This window comes from Lentzea sp. NPDC055074, from assembly GCF_053608005.1.
In genome coordinates this window covers 86,214-106,307 of sequence record NZ_JBSGUQ010000003.1, presented here as the reverse complement: position 1 = coordinate 106,307, position 20,094 = coordinate 86,214, and the positions used below count along the sequence as shown (strand labels likewise).

The following is a 20,094-nucleotide window of genomic DNA, read 5'->3' as shown; positions in this document are numbered from 1 at the left end:
GTGGGCAACCCACCCCGCCGCTCATCACGAGGCCGGTAGGGCCTTCCCCCGCCTGTCGAAGGTCCACCGGCCGTGCGGCACCTTCACCACGGTGGCACCAGGCACGTGCACCTCCGCGGTGGCCCCCACCGGCACCTCGACGGTCAACCGCACCACGCCGTCGACCTTCGCCCAGGCCACGACGATCCGGCCGCGCACGCTCTCGAACTCGAACCGCGCCCACGAGAGCGCGGTGACGGTGGGCCGGACCACGAACGTCCGGTAGCCGTCATCTCCCGGCCGCAGCCCGGCGACGTGCTCGTACAGCCACTGCACGAGCGTGCCCTTGAAGTAGTGGTTGCGCGACCGGGTGCCGGTGTCCCACATCTCCCACATGGTGTCGGCGCCGTTCGAGAACCAGTGACCCCAGCTCGGGTACGAACGCTCGGTGGCCATGGCGTGGGCGACGTCCGCGTGTCCGTTGTCGCTCAACGCCTGCAGCAGCACGCTGGCGCCGAGACAGCCGACGTTGACGTGGTTGCCGTTGGCCCGCACCTCCGCGGCGAGCTTGTCCGCGACGGTCTGGACGGAACCCGCGGGCACCATGCCGAAGGCGAGCGGGATCGCGTTGGACGTCTGCCGGTAGCCGGGGTCGCGCGCGGTCCGGTAGTAGCCGTCCAGGAAGGCGTTGTTGAACGCTGCCAGCAACCCGGCGGCCACCTCGCGATAGCGGGGCACGGGCGTGCCGATCACGTCACCCAGTTCGGCGGTGTGCAGCAGGGCTCGGTAGAGGTACGCGGTCGCGGTGAGGCGGGTGTCCTCGGGCGGGATGCCGCCGGAGTCCGGCGGGAGGAAGTCGCCGAGCGCGGTGACGGCGAGGCCGTCGCGGAGCCTGCCGATCTCCCAGTCCAGGTAGCGGGTGAGCACCGGCCAGTGCTGTTCGGCCGGCCTCGGGTCGCCGTAGGTCCGGTACATCTCCCGCAGCACGAACGGGAACACGGTCGTCCACTCGGGCGCGGGCGCGAGTTCGCGGTAGCCCCAGCCTCCGCTCGGCACGATGACCGGGATCTGGCCCGCCGCGTCCTGGCTGTCCGCGAGGTCGCCGAGCCACTTGGTGAAGAACCTCGCCATGCCGAACTCGGCCAGCATCGACGGCGCGCCGACCTGGGCGTCGCCCGTCCAGCCGTTCTTCTCGTAGGTCGGGGTGTCGGTGGGGATGCCGTGCAGGTTGTTCGCGACGGTGCGGCGCATCGCGGCGTCGTACTGCTCGAACAGCGGCTCGGAGCAACGGAACGTGCTGGCCTTCGGCACGTCGGAGTGCACGAGGCGGCCGACGAGCTCGGGGGCGGCGGTCAGGCCGGTCACCTCGACGTAGCGGAAGCCCTTGTAGGAGAACTTCGGTTCCCACGTGCCCGTGCCCTCGGCGCAGATGTACTCGTCGAGCTGGATGCGGCCGCCGCTGACGTGGCCGTTCTCCATGTGAACGCTGCCATCGGAGTTCAGCGTCTCGCCGTGCTCGAGCCGCACCACCGTGCCCGGCGGGGCGTTCACCGTGAGCTTCGTCCAGCCCGACATCGTGCGGCCCATGTCGGCCACGAACACCCCGGGCTTGAGCACGCTCACAGTCGGCTTCACGGACTCGATCACGCGGATCGGTTCGTGCTCCTGGGCTTTCACCACACCCCGAGGTGCCGGGCGCACGGAGGTGCGTTGCCACGCGCTGTCGTCGAAGCCCGGACGCGTCCAGTCCCGCGGGGCGAGGCGGGCGTCGTAGGTCTCGCCGGTGTAGAGCGAGTTCGACACCGTGGGGCCGTCGGTCAGGCGCCACTGCTCGTCCGACGCGATGGTCGTGCGGGTGCCGTCGGGGTGGTCGATCTCCAGCTGTGCCAGCAGTTTCGGCTCGTCGTGCCACGGCGGGCGCTCCCACCGCCAGACGTTCGGGGTCTTCATGCCGTAGAAACCGCGGCCCAGCGTGACGCCGATCGCGTTGGCGCCCTTGCGGACGAGGTTCGTGACGTCGTGCGTCGCGTACAGGACGGTGTTGTCGTAGTCGGTGAAGCCGGGATCGAGCACCTGGTCGCCGACACGACGGCCGTTGATCTCCGTCTCGTGGTAGGCGAGGCCGCTGACGTACAGCCGGGCGCGCTTCACCGGCTTGCCCAGTGCGAACTCCCGGCGCAGCAACGGCGCGGGCTGTTCCTTCACGGTGACGTTCGCTCCCCACGGACCGCTGCCGTACGGGTCGAGCACGGTCGCCGGAGCCCACGCCGAGTCGTCGAAGTCCGGTGCCTGCCAGCCGGGTTGTTCGTTCGCCGCGACCTTCCAGCCGGGTCCGGTGACGATCTCGCGCTGACCGTCGGGAAAGTCGGCGACCAGCCGCAGCAGCAGTCCGGCGGGTCCTTCGGAACGGTTCGTCGCGCGGGCCGCCAGCACGATCCGCCTGCCCGCCAGGCGAGTCACGTCGGCGCGCTGCCCGACCTTCCACACGTCGACCTGCTCCGGCACGTGCAGAACCTCGGAACCGTTGACGTACAACGTGAAGTCGTCATCGGCGGTCGCGACGAGCCGAACGCGGACGGCGTCCGCCGGCAGGTCGACCGCTGTGCGGAACCACCGGCTCCCGACCGGCGTCGTCTCCGACCAGATCCAGCGTGCGCCGGTGAAGCCGATCGAGGTGTCCGCTGCGCCGATCCAGCGGGCCTGCCACGGCGTGCCGAGCAGCGCCGTCTCCCACCAGTTCGTCGTGCTCCACGCCGACGGCCGTCCGGCACCGTCCCACACCCGGACCCGCCAGTGGTAGCGGGTGCGCGGCTTCAGCTCCTCGCCGCCGAACGCGATCCCGGTGGTGCGGTCGGAGGTGACCTTGCCGGACTGCCAGACGTCCGCGCGTCCGGGCCGGGTACCGACCTCGACCTGGTAGGCGGTCTGCCGGGCGCCCGTGCCGCCGGCCGCGAGCACCCAGGCCAGCCGGGGCGCGGTGACGTCCGTGCCCAGCAACGTCTCCGCGTACTCGACGGTCGTGCGCACCACGCGCACTCCGCCGGCACGCTCCTCCGGCGCGGCGTGCGCCACCCCGACCGGCAGTGCGGTGGCGGTCAGCCCGACCGCCGACGTCCTGAGGAACACCCGTCTGCGCACGTCGCCTCCACCTTCGTCGCTGGAATGAAACGTTTCAATCACGGCGGCGGCACCAGCGTGTTGGGTGGAGGTAACTGTGTCAAGGAACACGACAACAGGCTGTCCGCTAACGGACAGCCTGTTGAATCGTTTAAACGTGAGGTCAGGCGATCGTGCAGGTGCTCCCGTTGAGGGTGAACGACGAGGGCGCCGGGTTGGACCCGCTGAACGTGCCGTTGAACCCGATGTTCGTCGACGCGTTCGGCGCGAGACTGCCGTTCCAGCTCAGGTTGGTCGCGGTCACGGCCGCCCCGGACTGGGCGAACGTCGCACCCCACCCCGGCAGCGTCACGCGCTGGCCGTTCGGGAAGCTGAACGCCAGGGTCCAGCCGTTGACGGTGCTCGTGCCCGTGTTCGTGATGGTCACGCTCGCGGTGAAACCGTTGCCACCGCCCCAGTTCTGGCCGGAGTAGCCGACCTTGCAGGCCCCGGTGCCACCACCTGCGGCGGTCGTCGCCGAGACGATGCCGGAGTTCGCCGACGCGTTGCCGGCGGCGTCCTTGGCCCGCACCTGGTAGCGGTAGGTGGTCGACGCCGTCAGGCCGCTGTCCGCGAACGAGGCGCCGGCCGACGAGCCGACCACCGCGAACGAGCCGCTGCCCACCGCGCGGAGCACGTCGTAGCCGGTGACGCCGACGTTGTCCGTCGACGCCGTCCAGGTCAGCGTGAGGCCGCTGGACGTCACACCGGACGCGACCGGGGTGCCCGGCGTGGACGGCGGCTGGGTGTCGCCTGGGTCGCCACCGCCGTAGATCGTCGCCTCCTTCGAGGTCTGCCGGATCCCGTTGGCGCCGTTGAGGATCCGCTCACCCCACGACGTGAGGCTCGCCGGGTTGAACGAGTTGACCATGTCGAGGTACGCGACGTCGCTGCTGTTGCCGCTCCACGACCAGCCGAGGTAGCCGAGTCCACGGGCCTGCGCCTGGGCCAGGATCGTGGACTCGTCCGGGTCCCCGTCGCTGTGGTTGTGCCCGAACTCCCCGACCACCAGCGGAAGTCCCGCCGTCCGGAACGAGTCGAAGTAGGCGTTGACCTTGTCTGCGGTGTTGTAGACGCCGTACATGTGGATGGAGAACACGGTGTTGCGCTGCGGATCGGCGTTCAGCACCGAGGCCGCGTTGTCGCGCATGATGTTGCCCCAGTCCTGGCCCCACATCGGGGCGTCGGCCATCAGCAGGTGCTGCAGCCCTGCCCCGCGCAGGCGGCTGATCGCGCTGCTCGTCGCGCTCGCCCACGTGGCACTGACCTGGGCGTTGTTGCCGAACGGCTCGTTGCCCAGGTTGATGACGACGTAGTTCTCCTGGCCCTTCAACGCGCTGGCCACGCTGATCCAGTAGCTCGCCGCCTGGTCGAGGGTCGCCGCCCCGCTCTGCTCGCCGTAACCGGTGGTGTCGTGGACCTCCAGCACGCAGATCAGCTTCGACTGCTTGCACAGCCCGATGACGGTCCCGACCTCCGCCGCCGGGGTCGGGCCCCACCGCTGACCGCTGCCGAGCACGACGCGCACCGTGTTGGCACCGAAGGACTTGATGTCCGCGAACGCCCTCGTCTGCGACTGGTACCAGACGTGGGCGTGGTTCACGCCGCGCATCACGAACGGCGTGCCGTTCGCCTCGACGACCCGCGTGCCGTCGACGCGCAGGCCCGCCGCGGCCGGGGGTTCGGCGCCCAGGGCGGCCACGACCGCCGGGTACCAGCGGCTCTCGATCTTCTGGATGCCCGTGGAGGAGTTGGGGTGCACGCCGTCGCCGGTGTCGGCGGCGGTGTCGAACCCGGTCCACTGGTCCACCACGGTGACCGGGGACGTCGCCGTGCTGTTGGCCCGCGCCCAGCCGGGGATCGCGTTGTTCAGGTCGACGACCCGCTGCCCGCAGGCGGAGCAGTTCGACGGGTTCATCGGGATGATCTGGGCCACCACGAGCTTGATCGCCGGGTTGCTCGCCCGCATCTGGCCGAGCAAAGTGCTGAAGGCGCTCAGGATCGTGCTCGCGGGGATGTTGCTCCACACGTCGTTGGTGCCCAGGTGCATGAGCACGACGTCCGGCCGCGCCGAGGAGAGCCAGCCGGGAAGGAGGTTGTCCCTGGCGATGTTCGTCGCGAGGTACCCGCCGTGGCCCTCGTTCTCGCCGTCGTGGGTGAAGCCGCACCCCTGCGGTGGCAACGAGCCCACGAAGTCGACGTTGGTGTACCCGGTGTCCTGCAGGTGCTTCCAGAGCAGTGCCCGCCAGCAGCCCGGAGAGCCGGTGATGGAGTCGCCGAGCGCCATGATCCGGGTGGGCGCGGCGGCGTTCGCCGTGGCGGTGGGAGCGATGACCACGCAGGCCGCCAGCAGCAGGCCCGTCACCACCGCTCGGAGAAGTCTCAAGGTCACAACGACCTCCAGGGAATCGTCGGCTGGTTCTCACGGATTCTGGGAGCGCTCCCAGAAACGGACCCTAGTCAGCCGGACACACCACGCCACCGCCGCTTGGCCCACCACCCTCGCCTGTCCGGCGCAGACGCCCCTGCCCACCTCGGATTGTCCAGGCGGACAAGTTCGCAACCTACCGTCGAACGCCAGGTCGAACGCCCAGTCGAACGATTGTGAATCTCTTTCAGGTCATTGACGGGCCCCTGCCGTCATCCCAAGATGTCAACGCTCACATCACTTGAACGCTCTTTCCCCACAATTCCCCTGCCATCTGGAAAGTGAGCCGACAACAACGATGTTAACGTTCACACGATTGCTCGTAGCGGCGGTCTTCCTGAGCACCGTCACCGCGATCGGCACGCCGCCGGCCTCCGCGGCCCCCGTCCTCAGCCAGAACCAGGTCCGCGTGCCCGCCGCGCCGATGGGCTGGGCCTCCTGGAACACCTTCTTCGAGAACATCGACCACAACGTGATCAAGGCCCAGGCCGACGCGCTGGTGTCGTCCGGTCTCGCGGCCGCCGGCTACCGGTACGTCAACATCGACTCGGGCTGGTGGAAGGGAACCCGGGACAGCGCGGGTGACATCACCGTCGACGAGGCCCAGTGGCCCGGCGGCATGAAGGCGATCGCGGACTACATCCACGGCAAGGGGCTCAAGGCCGGCATCTACACCGACGCCGGCAAGAACGGCTGCGGCTACTACTTCCCCACCCCCGGACCGCCGCACGCCGGCACCGGCAGCGAGGGCCACTACGAGCAGGACATGCTGAAGTTCTCGCGCTGGGGCTTCGACTACGTCAAGGTCGACTGGTGCGGCGCCGACGTCGAGAAGCTCGACGCCCCGAGCACCTATCGCGCGCTCAGCGACGCCGTCAGCGAGGCGAGCGCCACCACCGGCCGCGAGCTGGTGCTGTCGATCTGCGAGTGGGGCAAGAACGACCCGTGGAACTGGGCGCCGGGCATGGCCCCGTTGTGGCGCACCGGAACGGACATCATCTTCTCGCACGAGACGCCGTCGATCAGCATGGTCCACGAGAACTTCGACAAGAACCAGCGGCCCACGGCGCAGCACACCGGTTTCTACAACGACCCGGACATGATGATGATCGGCATGCCCGGCCTGTCCGCCGCGGCGAGCCGGGTGCACATGAGCCTGTGGGCGGTCGGTGGGTCGCCGATGCTGCTCGGCAACGACCTGACCGAGGTCGACGCCCAGGCGATCTCGACGCTCACCAACCGCGAGGTGCTCACCGTCGGCCAGGACCCACGAGGTCTGCCCGCCGTCGAGGTCGCGGAGGACGTTCGCGACCAGCAGGTCTACTCGAAGGTGCTGTCCGGCGACGGACGCAGGGCTGTGGCGCTGCTCAACCGCACGTCGTCAGCGGCCACGATGACGGTCAGGCTGGCGGATCTCGGTCTGTCCGGCCGGACGGCGGCGGCGCGTGACCTGTGGACCGGCACCGCCACGCCGATCACCACCGGCAGCCATCGCGTCACGGTTCCGGCGGGCGACGCCGTGATGCTGACGATCACGGGCACCGAGACCAGCGCGACCACCTACCCCGTCGAGAGCTCGCGGGCCTCCGGCATCACCGCCACCTCGTCCGGGCTGGCCGTGGCGACGTTCGACTACACCAACACCGATCACACGGCCCGGCAGACCACCTTGCAGGTCAACGGCAGCCAGATGCCCACGGTTCTCGCTCTCCCGCCCACCCCGCGGGGCACGGTCTCCGCGATCGTGTCGCTGGCGAAGGGCACCAACTCCCTGACGCTGCAGGGAACCGGCGTCACGGCGGTCGAGGTGCGCGAGCTCCCCGGCACAGCGGGAACTCAGATCACCGGCACGTCCGGCCGTTGTGCCGACATCAACCGCAACACGACGGCGAACGGCACGCAAGCCCAACTGTGGGACTGCAACGGCGGTGAGCAGCAAACGTTCGCGCACACCACACGCAGGGAGCTCGTGGTCTACGGCAACAAGTGCCTCGACGCGTGGAACCACGGCACCACCAACGGCACGAAGGTCGCTCTCTACGACTGCACGGGCGGCACCAACCAGCAGTGGAACCTCAACCCCGACGGCTCGATCACGGGCGTGCAGTCCGGCCTGTGCCTCGACGCCTACAACGCCGGGACGGCCAACGGCACTCCCCTTGTGCTGTGGACGTGCACCGGGGCCGCCAACCAGAAGTGGAACCAGCCCATCACCCCGGCCGCCGCGGGTGGCAGCTTCGAGGTGCTGACGTACAACGTCGCTGGCCTGCCGGAACCCCTCTCGTCCGGCAACCCCGCCGTGAACACGCCGTTGATCAGCCCGCGTCTGGCGCCCTACGACGTCGTCGCGGTCCAGGAGGACTTCAACTACCACGCCGCCCTGTACGCGGGCGACAACCACGCCCATCGCACACCCACGAGCGGTGGCGTGCCGTTCGGCAGCGGCCTGAACACGCTGTCGCACAGGCCGTACAGCGACCTGGAACGCACGAAGTGGTCGTCCTGCAACGGCACCGACTGCCTCACGCCGAAGGGGTTCACCTACCAACGGATCACGCTGGCGGACGGCGTGAGCATCGACCTGTACAACCTGCACCCCAACGCGGGCACCGAGACCGCGGACCTGGCCGCCCGCCGGGCGAACATCACCCAGCTCTCCCGCCACATCGCGGCGAACTCGGCGGGCAACGCGGTCATCGTCCTGGGCGACACCAACACCCGCTACACCCGCGAGGCCGACAACATCCGCGAGCTCGTCACCACCAACGGCCTCACCGACGCGTGGGTCCAGCTCGAACGCGGCGGCCAGGCACCGGCGGCGGGCAGCCCGGCGCTCGTGTGCGACCCGGCCGCGGTCACCGACTCCTGCGAGGTGGTCGACAAGGTCCTCTACCGCGGCAACCGCCAGATCACCCTGACCGCGCGGGACTACCGCAACGACAACGCGGCCTTCCTCGACCCCCAGGGCAAGCCGCTGTCCGACCACTACCCGATCGCGACGAGGTTCGACTGGAGTGCGGACGACGGCATCCGGCTCTCCGCCGAGGCCGGCGGGCCGCACGGCACGCCGTTCACCGACCTGAGCGCCGTCGACCTCGGGCCGATCAGAGCGCTGACCCTGCGCGGCGGCAACCGGTTGGACGGGATCTCGGCCACCTTCGCGGACGGCACGACGCGCGCCCACGGCGGAAGCGGCGGCACCGCTCGCACGCTCACGCTCGACGTCGGCGAGCACTTCGTGTCGGCGAAGCTGAGCCAGGGCAAGCACAACGGGCGGACCAGGGTGTTCTCCGCCGCTCTCACCACGAACCGGGGACGGGTGCTCTCCGCCGGGCAGGAGACCGGCGAGACGACCACCGTCAGCGCGCCGGCGGGATGGCGGATCGCCGGGTTCACCGGCCGCTCGGGTGAGGAGGTCGACCGGCTCGGCGCGATCTTCGTGCCGGCCTGAGGACGTGGCCCCGCGCTCGGCCGAGCGCGGGGCCGTTCCGTTCAGGGTGAGGCGAAACTCGGATGCGCGGGCTGGTTGTACGCGGTGTTCTGGAACGCCACCGCCACCCGGTACTGCCGGTCCTGCAACAGCGACACCCGCCGGATCGACGTCGGCTCGGTCGTCGAGTAGATGCGCAGCGCCCGGTTGTCCGAGGTCCGCCAGATGACCTCCTCGCGCCAGTCACCGAGGATGTCCGCGGCCAGCGCGGGCGTGGACTTGGTGCCGTTGTTGGACGCCACACCGGATCCGGTGAGCAGCCGCGTGTCGCCGTCGGGGCCGTACTTGTCGATGGTGGTGCCGTTCAGCAGCTCGCGCTGGGCGTCGCCGTCCCACCAGATCACGAAGTTGATCGACCCCGGTTTGCGCGCGGCCACCTGGGCGCCGGTGGTACCGCTGCGCAGTCCGCCGACCGAGGCCGACCACGCCTCGGCGCCGGGGTTGCCGGCCCAGATGTCGGCGGCCACTCCCCTGCCGTTGTCGCAGCCGCACGACGGCGCGCTCCAGATGATCTGACCGGTGCGCGCGTCACCCATCCAGTGGGTGAGGTCGGTGGTCGACTCCGACGGCTTGAACACCTCGAGGCCCGCCCTGGACGGGATGAAGTCGCCCACGTGCAGCGCGTCGCCGTGGCGGGTGCCGTTCTGCCACAGGCCGCGGCCGTTGTCGTCGATCGCCATCGAGCCGTAGATGATCTCGTCACGGCCGTCGGCGTCCACGTCGGCGACCGACAGCTGATGGTTGCCCTTGCCCTCCCAGGCGGAGCGGTTCGACTGGGAGGCCGAGTCGAACGTCCAGCGCTGCGTGAGCTGACCGTTGCGGAAGTCCCACACGGAGATCACGCTGCGGGTGTAGTAGCCGCGCGCCATGACGATGCTCGGCCGGGAACCGTCCACATAGGCCGTTCCTGCCAGGAACCGGTCGACCCGGTTGCCGTAGTTGTCGCCCCACGACGACACGGTTCCGCGTGGTGGCAAGTAGTTCTCGGTGTCGAGCACCGCGCCGTCCGTGCCGCGGAACACCGACAGGTACTCGGGTCCGGCGAGGACGTACCCGCTGCTGTTGCGGTGGTCCGCGCTCGCGTTGCCGATCACCTGGCCGGTGCCCGACCTCGTGCCGTCGGCGGTCTTGACGGAGACCTCGGCGCGGCCGTCGCCGTCGTAGTCGAACACCTGGAACTGGGTGTAGTGCGCGCCCGCCCGGATGTTGCGGCCGAGGTCGATCCGCCACAACCTGGTGCCGTTCAACTTGTACGCGTCGAGGTACACGTTGCCCGTGTAGCCGGACTGCGAGTTGTCCTTGGCGTTGGTGGGATCCCACTTGAGCACGAGGTCCTGCTCGCCGTCGCCGTCCAGGTCGCCGGCCGACACGTCGTTCGCCACGTAGGTGTACGACTCACCGGACGGGGTCGTTCCGCCGGAGGGGATCTGCAGCGGGACGTCCCTGCTCGTCGCGAGGGTGCCGACGGACCGCGTGGCCGCCGCCGGTTCCACGCCTCCGCTCACCGGTCGCACCGAGTAGGACGCCGTCGGGGGCGCGCCCGCGTCGAGGTAGCTCGTGGCCGTCGTCAGCGGGGAGCGGTTGACCCTCACGCCGTCCCGGTAGACGTTGAACGCCACGTCGGCGGCGTCGGAGCCGAGCAGCTGCCACGACACGAAGTTGCCCTGCGCCGACCGGATGCTGACGAGCCCGCGCTCGGGTGCCTCGTCCGCGAACGCCGGCACGCTGCCCGCGGTGAACGTCACCCCGAGCAGCACAGAGATCCACAAAGAATTGAAACGTTTCATATGCAGGACGTTAGCGTCGAACAAGTCGAATGCCGGGAAGAAGAATTCTTTCGACTCGAATTCGATCAGAAGGCGTCGAGCCAGCCGCACATGCCGAAACGCTGCGGAGTCTGCGCCCGCGTCACGTGGACGTCCGCCTCGGCCAGGTGCCCGATGTCCCCGTCGCGCAACCGTTCCAGCTGCTCTCCGGTGCGTTCGGCGGACGTCAGCGCCCCTTCCCGCCAGCGCTTCTCCCAGGCGTCCAGCGCTCCCTGCTTCAACCGCACGGCGGCGCGGTAGAAGTCCTCCAGGTCGGCGGAGGTGCCGTCGCGCAGCTCCAGAAACCCTTCGAGGGCGAGATCTCGCCGCCGCCTGGCCGATTCCTCGTCACCGGCCGAGGCCCGCGCGGAATAGATCTCCGAATCCGCCAGCACCCCGGCGGGAAAGGTGAACACGGCGTCGCCCGCCTCGGGCAGGCCGCTGTTCTGCATGAGCACGATGATCCGCAGATCGTCCTCGTTGACCAGGCGGTGGATCGTGCCGGGCGTGAACCAGGCGACGGTGCCCTCGCGCAACGGTGTCTCGGCGAACCCGCGCCTGGTCAACGTCTGCACGCTGCCCCGCCCGCCGATCACGTAGTAGCACTCCGAGCACGCGAGGTGGACGTGCGGAGAGCCACCGCACACCCCGTCCACCGCCGGCCAGTCGTAGACCCGCAGGCCGGAGATGCCCACCCCGCCGGGAAACGGCGTCACCACGGATGTTCCTCCACATGGGATTCCAGTCGGTCTCGCTCCCACTCGCCGTTGCCGACGACGAGCCGGTAGCGCAGGGTCAGCGCGTCACCCGGATCGACCTTCACCGTGTCGTGGAAGGCGAACGACGGGTTGACCGCCGCGAACGGCGTGCTGCGCACGAACCAGTGCGTGCCCTTGTTCTCGGGGTGGTCCACGAACAGCAAGGTCGACGACCGGTCGACCTCGTCGTGCCGGCCGACGAACGCGAGCCACCGCGCGGCCTCCCCCATCATCTCCTGCCCCGCGCCCCCGTCCGCGGCGATCACGACGCCGTCGGTGAACGAGCGCGGACCGCGCCAGAAGAACCCGGTGTAGCCCGCGAGCTCACGCCCGTTCGTGGTCGGGCTGCCGAAGACCAGTGGTTCCAGGCGCAGGTTCGTCAGCGTCGTGGCGAACTCCAGCGTCCACGAGTCGTCCTCCACGTCGCGCACGGTGAACGAGCGGGACTCGCCGACCCAGCGTTCGCCCGCCTCGGTGAACCACGACAGCCGCTCGCCGATCCGGGCTCCGTCGACCTCGAACTCCTCGTGCCGCATGGTGCCGACGTTCGGCAGCACCACGTAACCCTGGTCGCGCACGTACGTGACGCCGCCCCAGAAGTTCTCGCCCGACACGTCGGTCGCCGTCATCTGCACGCCCTTGTGCCAGCGGTGGTCGTGCGGCCGGAACGCCGTCACCACGTCGCCGGCGAGCGTGCGCACCGGGTGCAGGTAGGGCTTCGGCCCCTCGAACGCGGGCGTCGACGGACTGTGGACGTACCGGAAGAGCTCGACGTCGCCCACCGAGACGGCGAGCACCTCGTCGTCCTGCCGCGTGATCACCGGGCTTTCGCCCACGGGGCACCGATCCCTTCCATGGTCGCGTAGAACGGGCTGTCCGGACCCAGCTGACCGGCCTCGACGACGGTCCCGGTGAACGCGGAGGCGTACAGCGCCGCGATGAACTCCATCGTCTGCCGGGTGTCCGCGAGGGTCACCGGGGGCGTCTCGCCGCTGTCCAGCGCGTCCAGGAACGCCGCGAGCTGGCACCGGTGGCCGCTGACGATCTCCGACGGCTCGGCACGCCAGCGCGTGAGCACGTCCTCGTGCCCCGGAGCGGGCGTCACCGTCCAGTGCGCGTCGGTGTAGCCGTAGAGGTGCTCGACCTCGACAGTGGCGCGTTCGAAGTCGAACCTCAGCTGCGAGGTCTCCCTGGGGGACAGCAGGGAGTTCACGACCGAGGCGACCGTGCCGTCGGCGAAGGTCACCAGCGCCATCGAGACGTCCTCGGTCTGCACGTCCCGCGCCTGCCGCACCGCCACGGCCCGGATCTCCCGCCACGGCCCGAGAACGGACATCAGCAGGTCGAACTGGTGGATGCCGTGGCCCATCGTCGGACCGCCGCCCTCGCTCGCCCACGTGCCACGCCAGGGCACGTCGAAGTACGCGTCGCCGCGGTACCAGAGGGTGTCGCACTTGGCGACGAACGACCGGCCGAACACGCCCTCGGAGACCAGGCGCCGCAACCGGATCGCGGCGGGCCCGAAGCGGTGCTGGAACACCGTCGCGACGCGGCCGGACGAGGCGCGTTCGGCCTCGATCAGGGTGTCGATCTCGCCCAGCGACATCGCCGGGGGCTTCTCCACCAGCACGTTGACGTTCGCGGCCAGGCACTCGAGGGCGAGCGGCACGTGGTGGCGCGGCGGTGTGCACACGTGCACCACGTCGAGCTCCTCCGCGTCCAGCAGGGCCGCCGAAGTGGGGTGTGCGTGCGGCACACCCCACTCCTCGGCGAACGCCGAGGCGCGCTCGACGTCCACGTCCGCCACCGCCACCAGTTCGACGCGGTCCCCCATCGCGCGCACCGCCTCGGCGTGAGCCGCGGCGATGGCGCCCGTGCCGACGATGGCGGCGCGCCTCACCTCGCGGCGTCCACTTCGGACTGGACTTCCTTGATGAACGACGCCGCCGCGGCGTCCGGTGTGGTCCGTCCGAACAGCACGTCCTCGGTGTGCCGCTTGAGGATCGTGTCGAGGGTGCTGGCGCCGTTCGGCGTGATCCTGGGCGGGTCGCTGACCGGGACGGTGTCGAGGTACTCCTTGGCGGCCTTGTCGGTGTCCTTGAGCTGCCCGGCGATCGCCTCCCGGATCTTCTGGTTCGCGGGCACGCCGCGTTCGGTCAGCAGGACCTTCGCCGCCTCCTCGTCGTTGGCGAGGAAACTCACGAACGCCGCGGCCTCGGCCGGGTACTTCGACCGCGCGGACACAGACCAGAACATGGAGGGCTTGTAGTAGGCGCCGGGAGCCGTGCCCTGGGTCTCCCCGGGCAGCCGCAACAGCTTCAGCTTCGCGCCGCTGGCGGCGGTCAGCGCGGTCAGCTGCGTGTTCCACCACAGCCCGAACGCGGCGGTGCCGGTCGCGGTGGCCGACTGGTTCAGGCCCGCGGACGCCTTCTCGATCGTCACGGACGGCGGTGCCGCGACACCGGACTTCGACAGGTCCAGGATGTACTGCCAGTAGTCGCGGGCGATCTCCGGTGGCAGCACGACCTTGGCGTCGGCGTCGAACATCGCCTTGCCCTGCTGGCGGGCCCGGATGCTCAGCCCGGCCGCGTCGTTGATGCCCGGCGACTGCACGCCGAACACCGCGCCACCACCGGCCTTCGAGACCTGGTCGCCGATCCTGCGCAGGTCGTCCCACGACCACTTGGTGTCGTCGGGCACAGGGATGCTGTACTTCGCCAGCAGGTCGAGGTTGACCATGATCGAGTACATGCCGAGGCCGACCGGCAGCCCGTACTGCTTGCCGGCGATGGCGCCGGTGGCGAGCGCCTTCTGGTCGAAGTCGGCGGTGTCGAGGTGCTTCTTGGCCTCGTTGAGGTCGAGCAACGCGCCGCGTTCCGCGTAGGACGCGATGTAGAGCTCGTCCATCTGCATGATGTCCGGCGCGTCGTTGGCCGCCATGGTGGTGGCGAGGCTGTCCCAGTAGCCGTTCCACTCCTTGAACTCACCTTTGACGGTGATGTTCGGGTGCTTGCGCTGGAACATGTCGATGACCTGCTGGGTGCGCTTGTGCCGGTCGTCGGCGCCCCACCAGGTGAAGCGCAGCGTGACCTTCTCCGTCGTCAGGTCACCACCCGCGTCCGATCCGGACCCGCACGCCGCGAGCAGGGACGCGGTCAGCGACAGCAGGACCGCCCACGCGGTCCCGCGGCGAACACCTCTGAGCATGAGCTGTCCTTTCGGCTACTTGCCCCCGGTCGTGGCGATCCCCTTGACGAGGTACCGCTGACCGACGAGGAAGGCGAGGAAGATCGGGACGAGCGACACCACGCTCATCGCGAACTGCGAGCCCCACGACGTGGCGACCGTCGAGTCGACGAACGACCGCAGGGCGACGGGCACCGTGTACATGTCCGGGTCCGTCAGGTAGATCAGCTGGCTGAAGAAGTCGTTCCAGGTCCAGATGAACGTGAAGATCGTGGTGGTCGCGAGCGCCGGGGTCATGAGCGGCAGGACGATCTGCAGGAAGATCCGCGGATGCCCGCAGCCGTCGATGCGCGCCGCCTCGTCGAGCTCGCGCGGCAGGCCCCGGATGAACTGCACCATCAGGAAGACGAAGAACGCGTCGGTGGCGAGGATCTTCGGCACGATCAGCGGTAGGAAAGTGTTGACCCAGCCGATGTTCGAGAACAGCACGTACTGCGGCACGATGATCACGTGGATCGGCAGCATGATCGTGCCGAGCATGATCCCGAACCACCACCGCTTGCCGGTGAACTGCAGCCGCGCGAAGGCGTACGCGGCCATCGAGCACGAGACGAGGTTGCCGACGATGCAGCCGAGCACCAGCAGCGCCGAGTTCAGCAGGTAGGTGCCGAACGACGGCGTGAGCGCGTTCCAGCCCTCGGAGTAGTTCTCGGTCTGGAAGCTGTCGAGGATCAGGCCGGGGCTGCGGAAGATCTCGTCGCCGGGCCGCAGCGAGCTCGCGACCATCCACAGCACCGGGTACAGCATCACGAACCCGATCAGCACGAGCCCGATGTGCTTGAGGGGAGCGGACAACAGTCTAGTCGTCATAGAACACCCAGTACTTCGCCGCCCAGAAGTTGATCGCGGTGAACGCGGCGATGATCAGCAGCAGGAACCACGCGAGGGCCGACGCGTAACCCATGTCGAACCGGCTGAAACCCTGCTGGTACAGGTAGAGCGTGTAGAACATGGTCGAGTCGGACGGCCCGCCGGTGCCGCCGGAGACCACGAACGCCTGCGTGAACGACTGGAACGCGTGGATGATCTGCAGCACCAGGTTGAAGAACAGGATCGGCGAGAGCAGCGGCAGCGTGATCCGCCGGAACCGGTCCCACCAGCTCGCCCCGTCGATCGCGGCGGCCTCGTAGTAGACCTCGGGGATCTGTCTCAGTCCCGCCAGGAAGATGATCATCGGTGAGCCGAACGTCCACACATTCAGCACGATCAGCGTCGACAACGCCGTGTCGGGGTCGGAGATCCAGCCCCTGCCCTCGACGCCGAAGAACCCCAGCACGCGGTTCACCAGCCCGTCGGTGCCGAAGACCTGCGTCCACAGCACCGCGATCGCCACGCTCGAGCCGAGCAGCGACGGCAGGTAGAACGCCGAGCGGTAGAAGGCGAGCCCGCGCAGCCCGCGGTTGAGCAGCAGCGCGACGCCCAGCGCGCATGCCAGCTGCAGCGGCACGGACACGAGCACGTAGGTGAACGTGACCCGCAACGCGTTGTGCAGACGGGAGTCGCTGAGGATGCGCGCGAAGTTGTCGAATCCGATGAGCTTCGGCGGCTGGATCAGGTTGTACTTCGTGAACCCCAGCGCGAAGGAGGCGATCACCGGGCCGACCGTGATGAAGAGCAGTCCGGCGAACCAGGGCGCCAGGAACCAGAACGCGGCCCTGTTGTCGCTTTTCCGGACCTGGACGCCACCCCGGCGCAGCTGCCGCAGTTCGTCTAGAGCGCTCATCGACCCCCGACCCCGTCGTCCGGAAAACGCTTTCCGGAGTCTGCATCGGTGCCCTGTGAGCGTCAAGCAACCCGTCGAATACCGTCGAAACACCCCGTCGAACGAGCGTTTGCCGTTTCGACGCTGTTCCTTTGTGGACTGTCGATCGGACGTGAGAGCGGCGGCCCCGGGCAGGAGACCGCCGCCCTCCGATTCTCTCGGCCGTCCCTACGCGTAGGGGTTGCGCCCGGAGAGTCCGCCCACCTTGCACGGGCCGTTGGCCGCGTCACGGCAGACCACGACGCCCATGTAGGTGATCGAGTCGCCGCTGATCGACCACGTCAGGTCGTTGTACGACGAGTAGTCCCCCTTGTCGCAGCCGGAGTAGTCGTACCGGCGCGTCGGCGTCGTGTCGGGGTGCAGCGAGCCGTTGTAGAACAGGAAGTAGGCGTAGACCGGCTTGGCGTCACAGCCCCAGTCGGACACGAGCAGGTCGATGTTGCGGACCGAGCTGCGTCCCGCCCAGTCGAACGTCGCCCCGGCGTACCCGTAGTCCTGCCCCGAGTAGATGAACTCCTGGTCGGCGGCACCGGCCGGCGGCGCGGTCACGACGACGGCCGAGAGAGCGACCACGGCGGCGGCCGCCACCCGGCCGGCGATCTTGCTGAAGGTTCTCGAAACCATGGCGGCAGTTAACAGCCACCACCCGTGCTCGAAGAAGCTATTGCGCTGGTGTGCAATAGCTTCCGCGAAAGAGACACATCATTCGACCGTGCACTTCACGCCGTTGAACGTGAACGCGGCCGGCGCGGTGTGACTGCGGCGGGAGCTGCCGTTGAACCCGAACTGCACCGACCCGCCCGCCGGGACCTGCCGGTTGTAGCTCGCGTTCGCCGCGCTCACGATCCGTCCGTACTGCCGTGCCGAGGCGTCCCACATGTCGCGGACGCTCTCCCCGTCCGCGAGGGTCCAGAGCAACGACCAGCCGTTGACCGCCGCGGTGCCGGTGTTGCGCACGGTCACGCTCGCCTGGAACCCGCCGGACCACTGTCCGGTGATCCGGTAGGCGACCGCGCAGGCCTTCGCCGGACGGGGCGGGGTCGTGGTCGTGGGTGGCGGCGGTGGCGGCGTCGTGGTCGTGGTGGTGGGAGGCGGCGGGGACGTGTCCGAGCCCTTGCACGGCGGTCCCCACAGGCCTCGCCCGGCCGCGGACGCCTCGTCCCTCGCGTTGATCAGGGGGCCGCTGTCGACGCCTTCCGGCCGCAGCGCCCCGTTCTGCACGGCGAGGACGGCGTAGTCGGTGCCGTCCTCCAGCTCCAGGTCGACCACACCGATCGAGAGCACGGTGTACCGGACGGACGTCGCGACCAGCGTCGACCTGGCGAACGTGAGCGCGGCCTGCGCGAAGCACTCCTTCGGCTCGGCGAGCGAGGCGACGCGCACCTTCGTGCCGTCGACGAACTCGACGGTCCGCCCGTCCACCACGTCCCGCACGACGGTGAGCACGTTCTGGGGCGGCACCACCTCGTTGACCAGCGTCGGAGCCTGCAGCGACGTCCGCGGCGCCGGCGGCGGCACCGGTGTGACCGGTTCCGCCGAGCACGCGGTGAGCAGCAACAAGATCACCAGCAAGTGCCCGCGCACCACCATCACTCCCCCGACCGTCCACCCGAGAGCGACGCTCCCGTCACCGTCCGTTGTGGACGGCGGCGCGAGCTCGCTGCTGGACTGTCGGCCGAGGTGATCAGCGCGTTACGGCGGGATCGACGGTCCTGCCGGGCGGCGCCGCGCAGAACACCCGCGGGGCGCCCCAGGCGTTGACGGCGTCCCGGCTCGCGCGCACGTCCAGCAACGTCAGCCGGTCGACGTCCGAGAGGTCGACCTCGACGTGCTGGGGCGCGTCACCGATGCTCGCCTGCCGGGTCGCGGCCTCGGTCTCGTCGGCCTTGATCACGAACTGGCCGACGCCGTCCTGCTGGGCCGACGCCGCGTCCTTCCCGACCCACACCGACAGGCGCGTGCACCTGCCCGCGGTGAGCCAGGTGCGGGAGTTGTTCGGCTGGGCCGGAGACGAGGTCGACGTCCCCCGCAGGCCGTGGGCGAACGGCTCCTTGCCGATGCCGATGCTGACCGACGGCACGACCTCGTGCCCGGTACCGGCCTCGACCGTCGCGTGGGTGGTGAGGTCGTACCAGTCCTCGACGGGCGACGGCGGCGCGGCCAGCGCGGGCGACGTGACGAGAGCGGCAGCGGGCTCGTCGCCGTCCAGCACCCCGCTGACGAGCACAGTGGTCCCGACGACCAGCACGATCACCAGCGCGGCCGCGCCCGCGACCCATCTCCCGCGATGGTGACCTGCGCCACTTTCCTGCCCAGTTGTCATGACCGGCTTTGTCTGAGCTGGGCACTTCTTCGTTACAGATCCGACCTGACCCGCTCACTCAGGGACGTCATCGTGGTCATCCGCCGTTGAGCCACAGACCGAGCCACGCCACCACGAGCAGGAAAGCCACCATCCCCGCGAAGTGCCACGGCGCCAGGTCGAGCCCCTTGCGCACCCCGCCCCCGCCGGCCGGAGCCGACGCCGGCCGGTGCCGCTCGATCGCCTCGCGGATGGACGCCTGCACCCGGCTGCCGCGCAACGAGCTCGCCGCCGAGAACGCCCCGACGGCGACGTTGATCCGCTCGCCCGCGGTGGTGACGAGGGCGACCTCGCGCGTCGCCTCGACCTTCGCGAGGTCGGCCCACGGCACCCAGTACCGGCGGAACCAGTTCACGACCAGCACGCCCGAGTCGTAGACCTTCACCACCGAGTGCGCGCCGACCATCCACATGAACCACGTGAGCGGCGCCATGATCGCGATGAACTCCAGCTGATGCCCGAACCCGTTGCCCGGGAACGGGTTGAGCAGCACGTACGCGGTCGTGCCCAGTGCTGCCAGCGTCACGACCCAGCTGAAGGTGCTGTCGAACTTCCTGCGCAGCACCTCTGCCGCCCTGCCTCGGCTCATGCGCACACGATAGGACTCCCCCGTCCTCGCCTGCCCGCGCGGCACGACGTCGAGCAATGGCTCAGGTCCCGCCTCTCCCGGGACGGCACTAGGCTCTCGCGCAACGGAGATCAACACGAGGTGGCGGCATGAAGCTGGGCGATGTCACGCGGACCACTCTGGCCTGCGTCCGGATCTTCAACGGCGCGCTGGGCCTCGTCGCCGCGGACAGGATGGCGAAGAGCCTGGGCGACGAGCTGGGTGACGACAGGAGGTTCGTCTACCCGGCCCGCATGTTCGGCATCCGCACGCTCGTGCTGGGCGTCGACCTGCTGACGCTCAAGAGCGGTGACGCCCACGCCCGGCGCGTCCTGCGGCAGGCCGTGCTCATCCACGCCACCGACACCGCCGCCGCCGTCTACGCGGGCAGGCGCGGCGAGCTGCCCGCCAAGGCGGCGAAGCTCACCACGATCATCTCCGCCGTCAACACCGGGCTGGCGGTCGTGTCGCTGCTCGCCGCCGAGAAGGACAGCTGAGCGG

Annotated in this window: 15 protein-coding genes; 2 read left to right on the top strand and 13 right to left on the bottom strand. The window is 69.4% G+C overall.

From position 1 onward, the window contains the following. Nucleotides 1-24: 24 nt before the first annotated feature. Together ACWF7A_RS07800 and ACWF7A_RS07795 are read right to left on the bottom strand one after the other, a co-directional pair. On the bottom strand, nt 25-3,117 hold the full coding sequence (locus ACWF7A_RS07800; protein ID WP_452249661.1) for a family 78 glycoside hydrolase catalytic domain: 3,093 nt from the start codon (nt 3,115-3,117) through the stop codon (nt 25-27). A 142-nt stretch (nt 3,118-3,259) separates the two neighbouring features. Then, nucleotides 3,260-5,527 (bottom strand): cellulase family glycosylhydrolase, encoded by a 2,268-nt coding sequence (locus tag ACWF7A_RS07795; protein WP_452249660.1) that lies wholly within the window; start codon nt 5,525-5,527, stop codon nt 3,260-3,262. Nucleotides 5,528-5,879: 352 nt separating this feature from the next. Between ACWF7A_RS07795 and ACWF7A_RS07790 the strand changes: the two genes are divergently transcribed. After that, on the top strand, nt 5,880-9,014 hold the full coding sequence (locus ACWF7A_RS07790) for an RICIN domain-containing protein (protein WP_452249659.1): 3,135 nt from the start codon (nt 5,880-5,882) through the stop codon (nt 9,012-9,014). 41 nt (nt 9,015-9,055) lie between these two features. On the opposite strand, the gene ACWF7A_RS07785 is transcribed toward ACWF7A_RS07790, so the two are convergent. The 11 genes from ACWF7A_RS07785 to ACWF7A_RS07735 all read right to left on the bottom strand — a co-directional run bounded on the left by ACWF7A_RS07785 (nt 9,056) and on the right by ACWF7A_RS07735 (nt 19,575). Continuing rightward, nucleotides 9,056-10,840 carry a rhamnogalacturonan lyase gene (locus ACWF7A_RS07785; protein WP_452249658.1) on the bottom strand — a complete coding sequence of 595 codons (1,785 nt, stop codon included), beginning with the start codon at nt 10,838-10,840 and terminating at the stop codon, nt 9,056-9,058. Between the two features lie 65 nt (nt 10,841-10,905). After that, nucleotides 10,906-11,577: a cupin domain-containing protein gene (locus ACWF7A_RS07780; protein ID WP_452249657.1), complete on the bottom strand. Its 672-nt coding sequence runs from the start codon at nt 11,575-11,577 to the stop codon at nt 10,906-10,908. After that, complete coding sequence (locus tag ACWF7A_RS07775) at nt 11,571-12,452, bottom strand: DUF6807 domain-containing protein (RefSeq protein ID WP_452249656.1); 882 nt, start codon at nt 12,450-12,452, stop codon at nt 11,571-11,573. The genes ACWF7A_RS07780 and ACWF7A_RS07775 overlap by 7 nt, the downstream gene beginning before the upstream one ends. Next, complete coding sequence (locus ACWF7A_RS07770; RefSeq protein WP_452249655.1) at nt 12,434-13,516, bottom strand: Gfo/Idh/MocA family protein; 1,083 nt, start codon at nt 13,514-13,516, stop codon at nt 12,434-12,436. The genes ACWF7A_RS07775 and ACWF7A_RS07770 overlap by 19 nt, the downstream gene beginning before the upstream one ends. Further along, nucleotides 13,513-14,823 carry an ABC transporter substrate-binding protein gene (locus ACWF7A_RS07765; RefSeq protein ID WP_452249654.1) on the bottom strand — a complete coding sequence of 437 codons (1,311 nt, stop codon included), beginning with the start codon at nt 14,821-14,823 and terminating at the stop codon, nt 13,513-13,515. The genes ACWF7A_RS07770 and ACWF7A_RS07765 overlap by 4 nt, the downstream gene beginning before the upstream one ends. 15 nt (nt 14,824-14,838) lie before the next feature. Beyond that, nucleotides 14,839-15,672: a carbohydrate ABC transporter permease gene (locus ACWF7A_RS07760; protein ID WP_452249653.1), complete on the bottom strand. Its 834-nt coding sequence runs from the start codon at nt 15,670-15,672 to the stop codon at nt 14,839-14,841. Then, entirely contained in the window at nt 15,662-16,585 is a 924-nt protein-coding gene (locus ACWF7A_RS07755; protein WP_452249652.1) for a carbohydrate ABC transporter permease, read from the bottom strand. Before ACWF7A_RS07755 ends, ACWF7A_RS07760 begins: the two co-directional genes overlap by 11 nt. A 207-nt stretch (nt 16,586-16,792) precedes the next feature. Further along, nucleotides 16,793-17,248 (bottom strand): hypothetical protein, encoded by a 456-nt coding sequence (locus ACWF7A_RS07750; protein ID WP_452249651.1) that lies wholly within the window; start codon nt 17,246-17,248, stop codon nt 16,793-16,795. A 78-nt stretch (nt 17,249-17,326) separates the two neighbouring features. Then, the gene (locus ACWF7A_RS07745; RefSeq protein ID WP_452249650.1) at nt 17,327-18,211 is read right to left on the bottom strand and encodes a cellulose binding domain-containing protein; all 885 of its coding nucleotides are present in this window, start codon (nt 18,209-18,211) and stop codon (nt 17,327-17,329) included. A 97-nt stretch (nt 18,212-18,308) separates the two neighbouring features. Further along, the gene (locus ACWF7A_RS07740) at nt 18,309-18,947 is read right to left on the bottom strand and encodes an NPCBM/NEW2 domain-containing protein (protein WP_452249649.1); all 639 of its coding nucleotides are present in this window, start codon (nt 18,945-18,947) and stop codon (nt 18,309-18,311) included. A 76-nt stretch (nt 18,948-19,023) separates the two neighbouring features. Further along, nucleotides 19,024-19,575: a PH domain-containing protein gene (locus tag ACWF7A_RS07735; RefSeq protein WP_452249648.1), complete on the bottom strand. Its 552-nt coding sequence runs from the start codon at nt 19,573-19,575 to the stop codon at nt 19,024-19,026. A gap of 128 nt (nt 19,576-19,703) precedes the next feature. Here ACWF7A_RS07735 and ACWF7A_RS07730 point away from each other — a divergent pair, with 128 nt between their 5' ends. Beyond that, complete coding sequence (locus tag ACWF7A_RS07730) at nt 19,704-20,090, top strand: hypothetical protein (RefSeq protein WP_452249647.1); 387 nt, start codon at nt 19,704-19,706, stop codon at nt 20,088-20,090. Nucleotides 20,091-20,094: the final 4 nt, after the last annotated feature.

What these genes read in the sequence shown, in the direction of transcription:
- ACWF7A_RS07785 (WP_452249658.1), bottom strand. Translation starts at nt 10,840, where the DNA reads ATGAAACGTTTCAATTCTTTGTGGATCTCTGTGCTGCTCGGGGTGACG.
- ACWF7A_RS07740 (WP_452249649.1), bottom strand. Translation starts at nt 18,947, where the DNA reads ATGACAACTGGGCAGGAAAGTGGCGCAGGTCACCATCGCGGGAGATGG.
- ACWF7A_RS07750 (WP_452249651.1), bottom strand. Translation starts at nt 17,248, where the DNA reads ATGGTTTCGAGAACCTTCAGCAAGATCGCCGGCCGGGTGGCGGCCGCC.
- ACWF7A_RS07755 (WP_452249652.1), bottom strand. Translation starts at nt 16,585, where the DNA reads ATGAGCGCTCTAGACGAACTGCGGCAGCTGCGCCGGGGTGGCGTCCAG.
- ACWF7A_RS07730 (WP_452249647.1), top strand. Translation starts at nt 19,704, where the DNA reads ATGAAGCTGGGCGATGTCACGCGGACCACTCTGGCCTGCGTCCGGATC.
- ACWF7A_RS07765 (WP_452249654.1), bottom strand. Translation starts at nt 14,823, where the DNA reads ATGCTCAGAGGTGTTCGCCGCGGGACCGCGTGGGCGGTCCTGCTGTCG.
- ACWF7A_RS07760 (WP_452249653.1), bottom strand. Translation starts at nt 15,672, where the DNA reads ATGACGACTAGACTGTTGTCCGCTCCCCTCAAGCACATCGGGCTCGTG.
- ACWF7A_RS07735 (WP_452249648.1), bottom strand. Translation starts at nt 19,575, where the DNA reads ATGAGCCGAGGCAGGGCGGCAGAGGTGCTGCGCAGGAAGTTCGACAGC.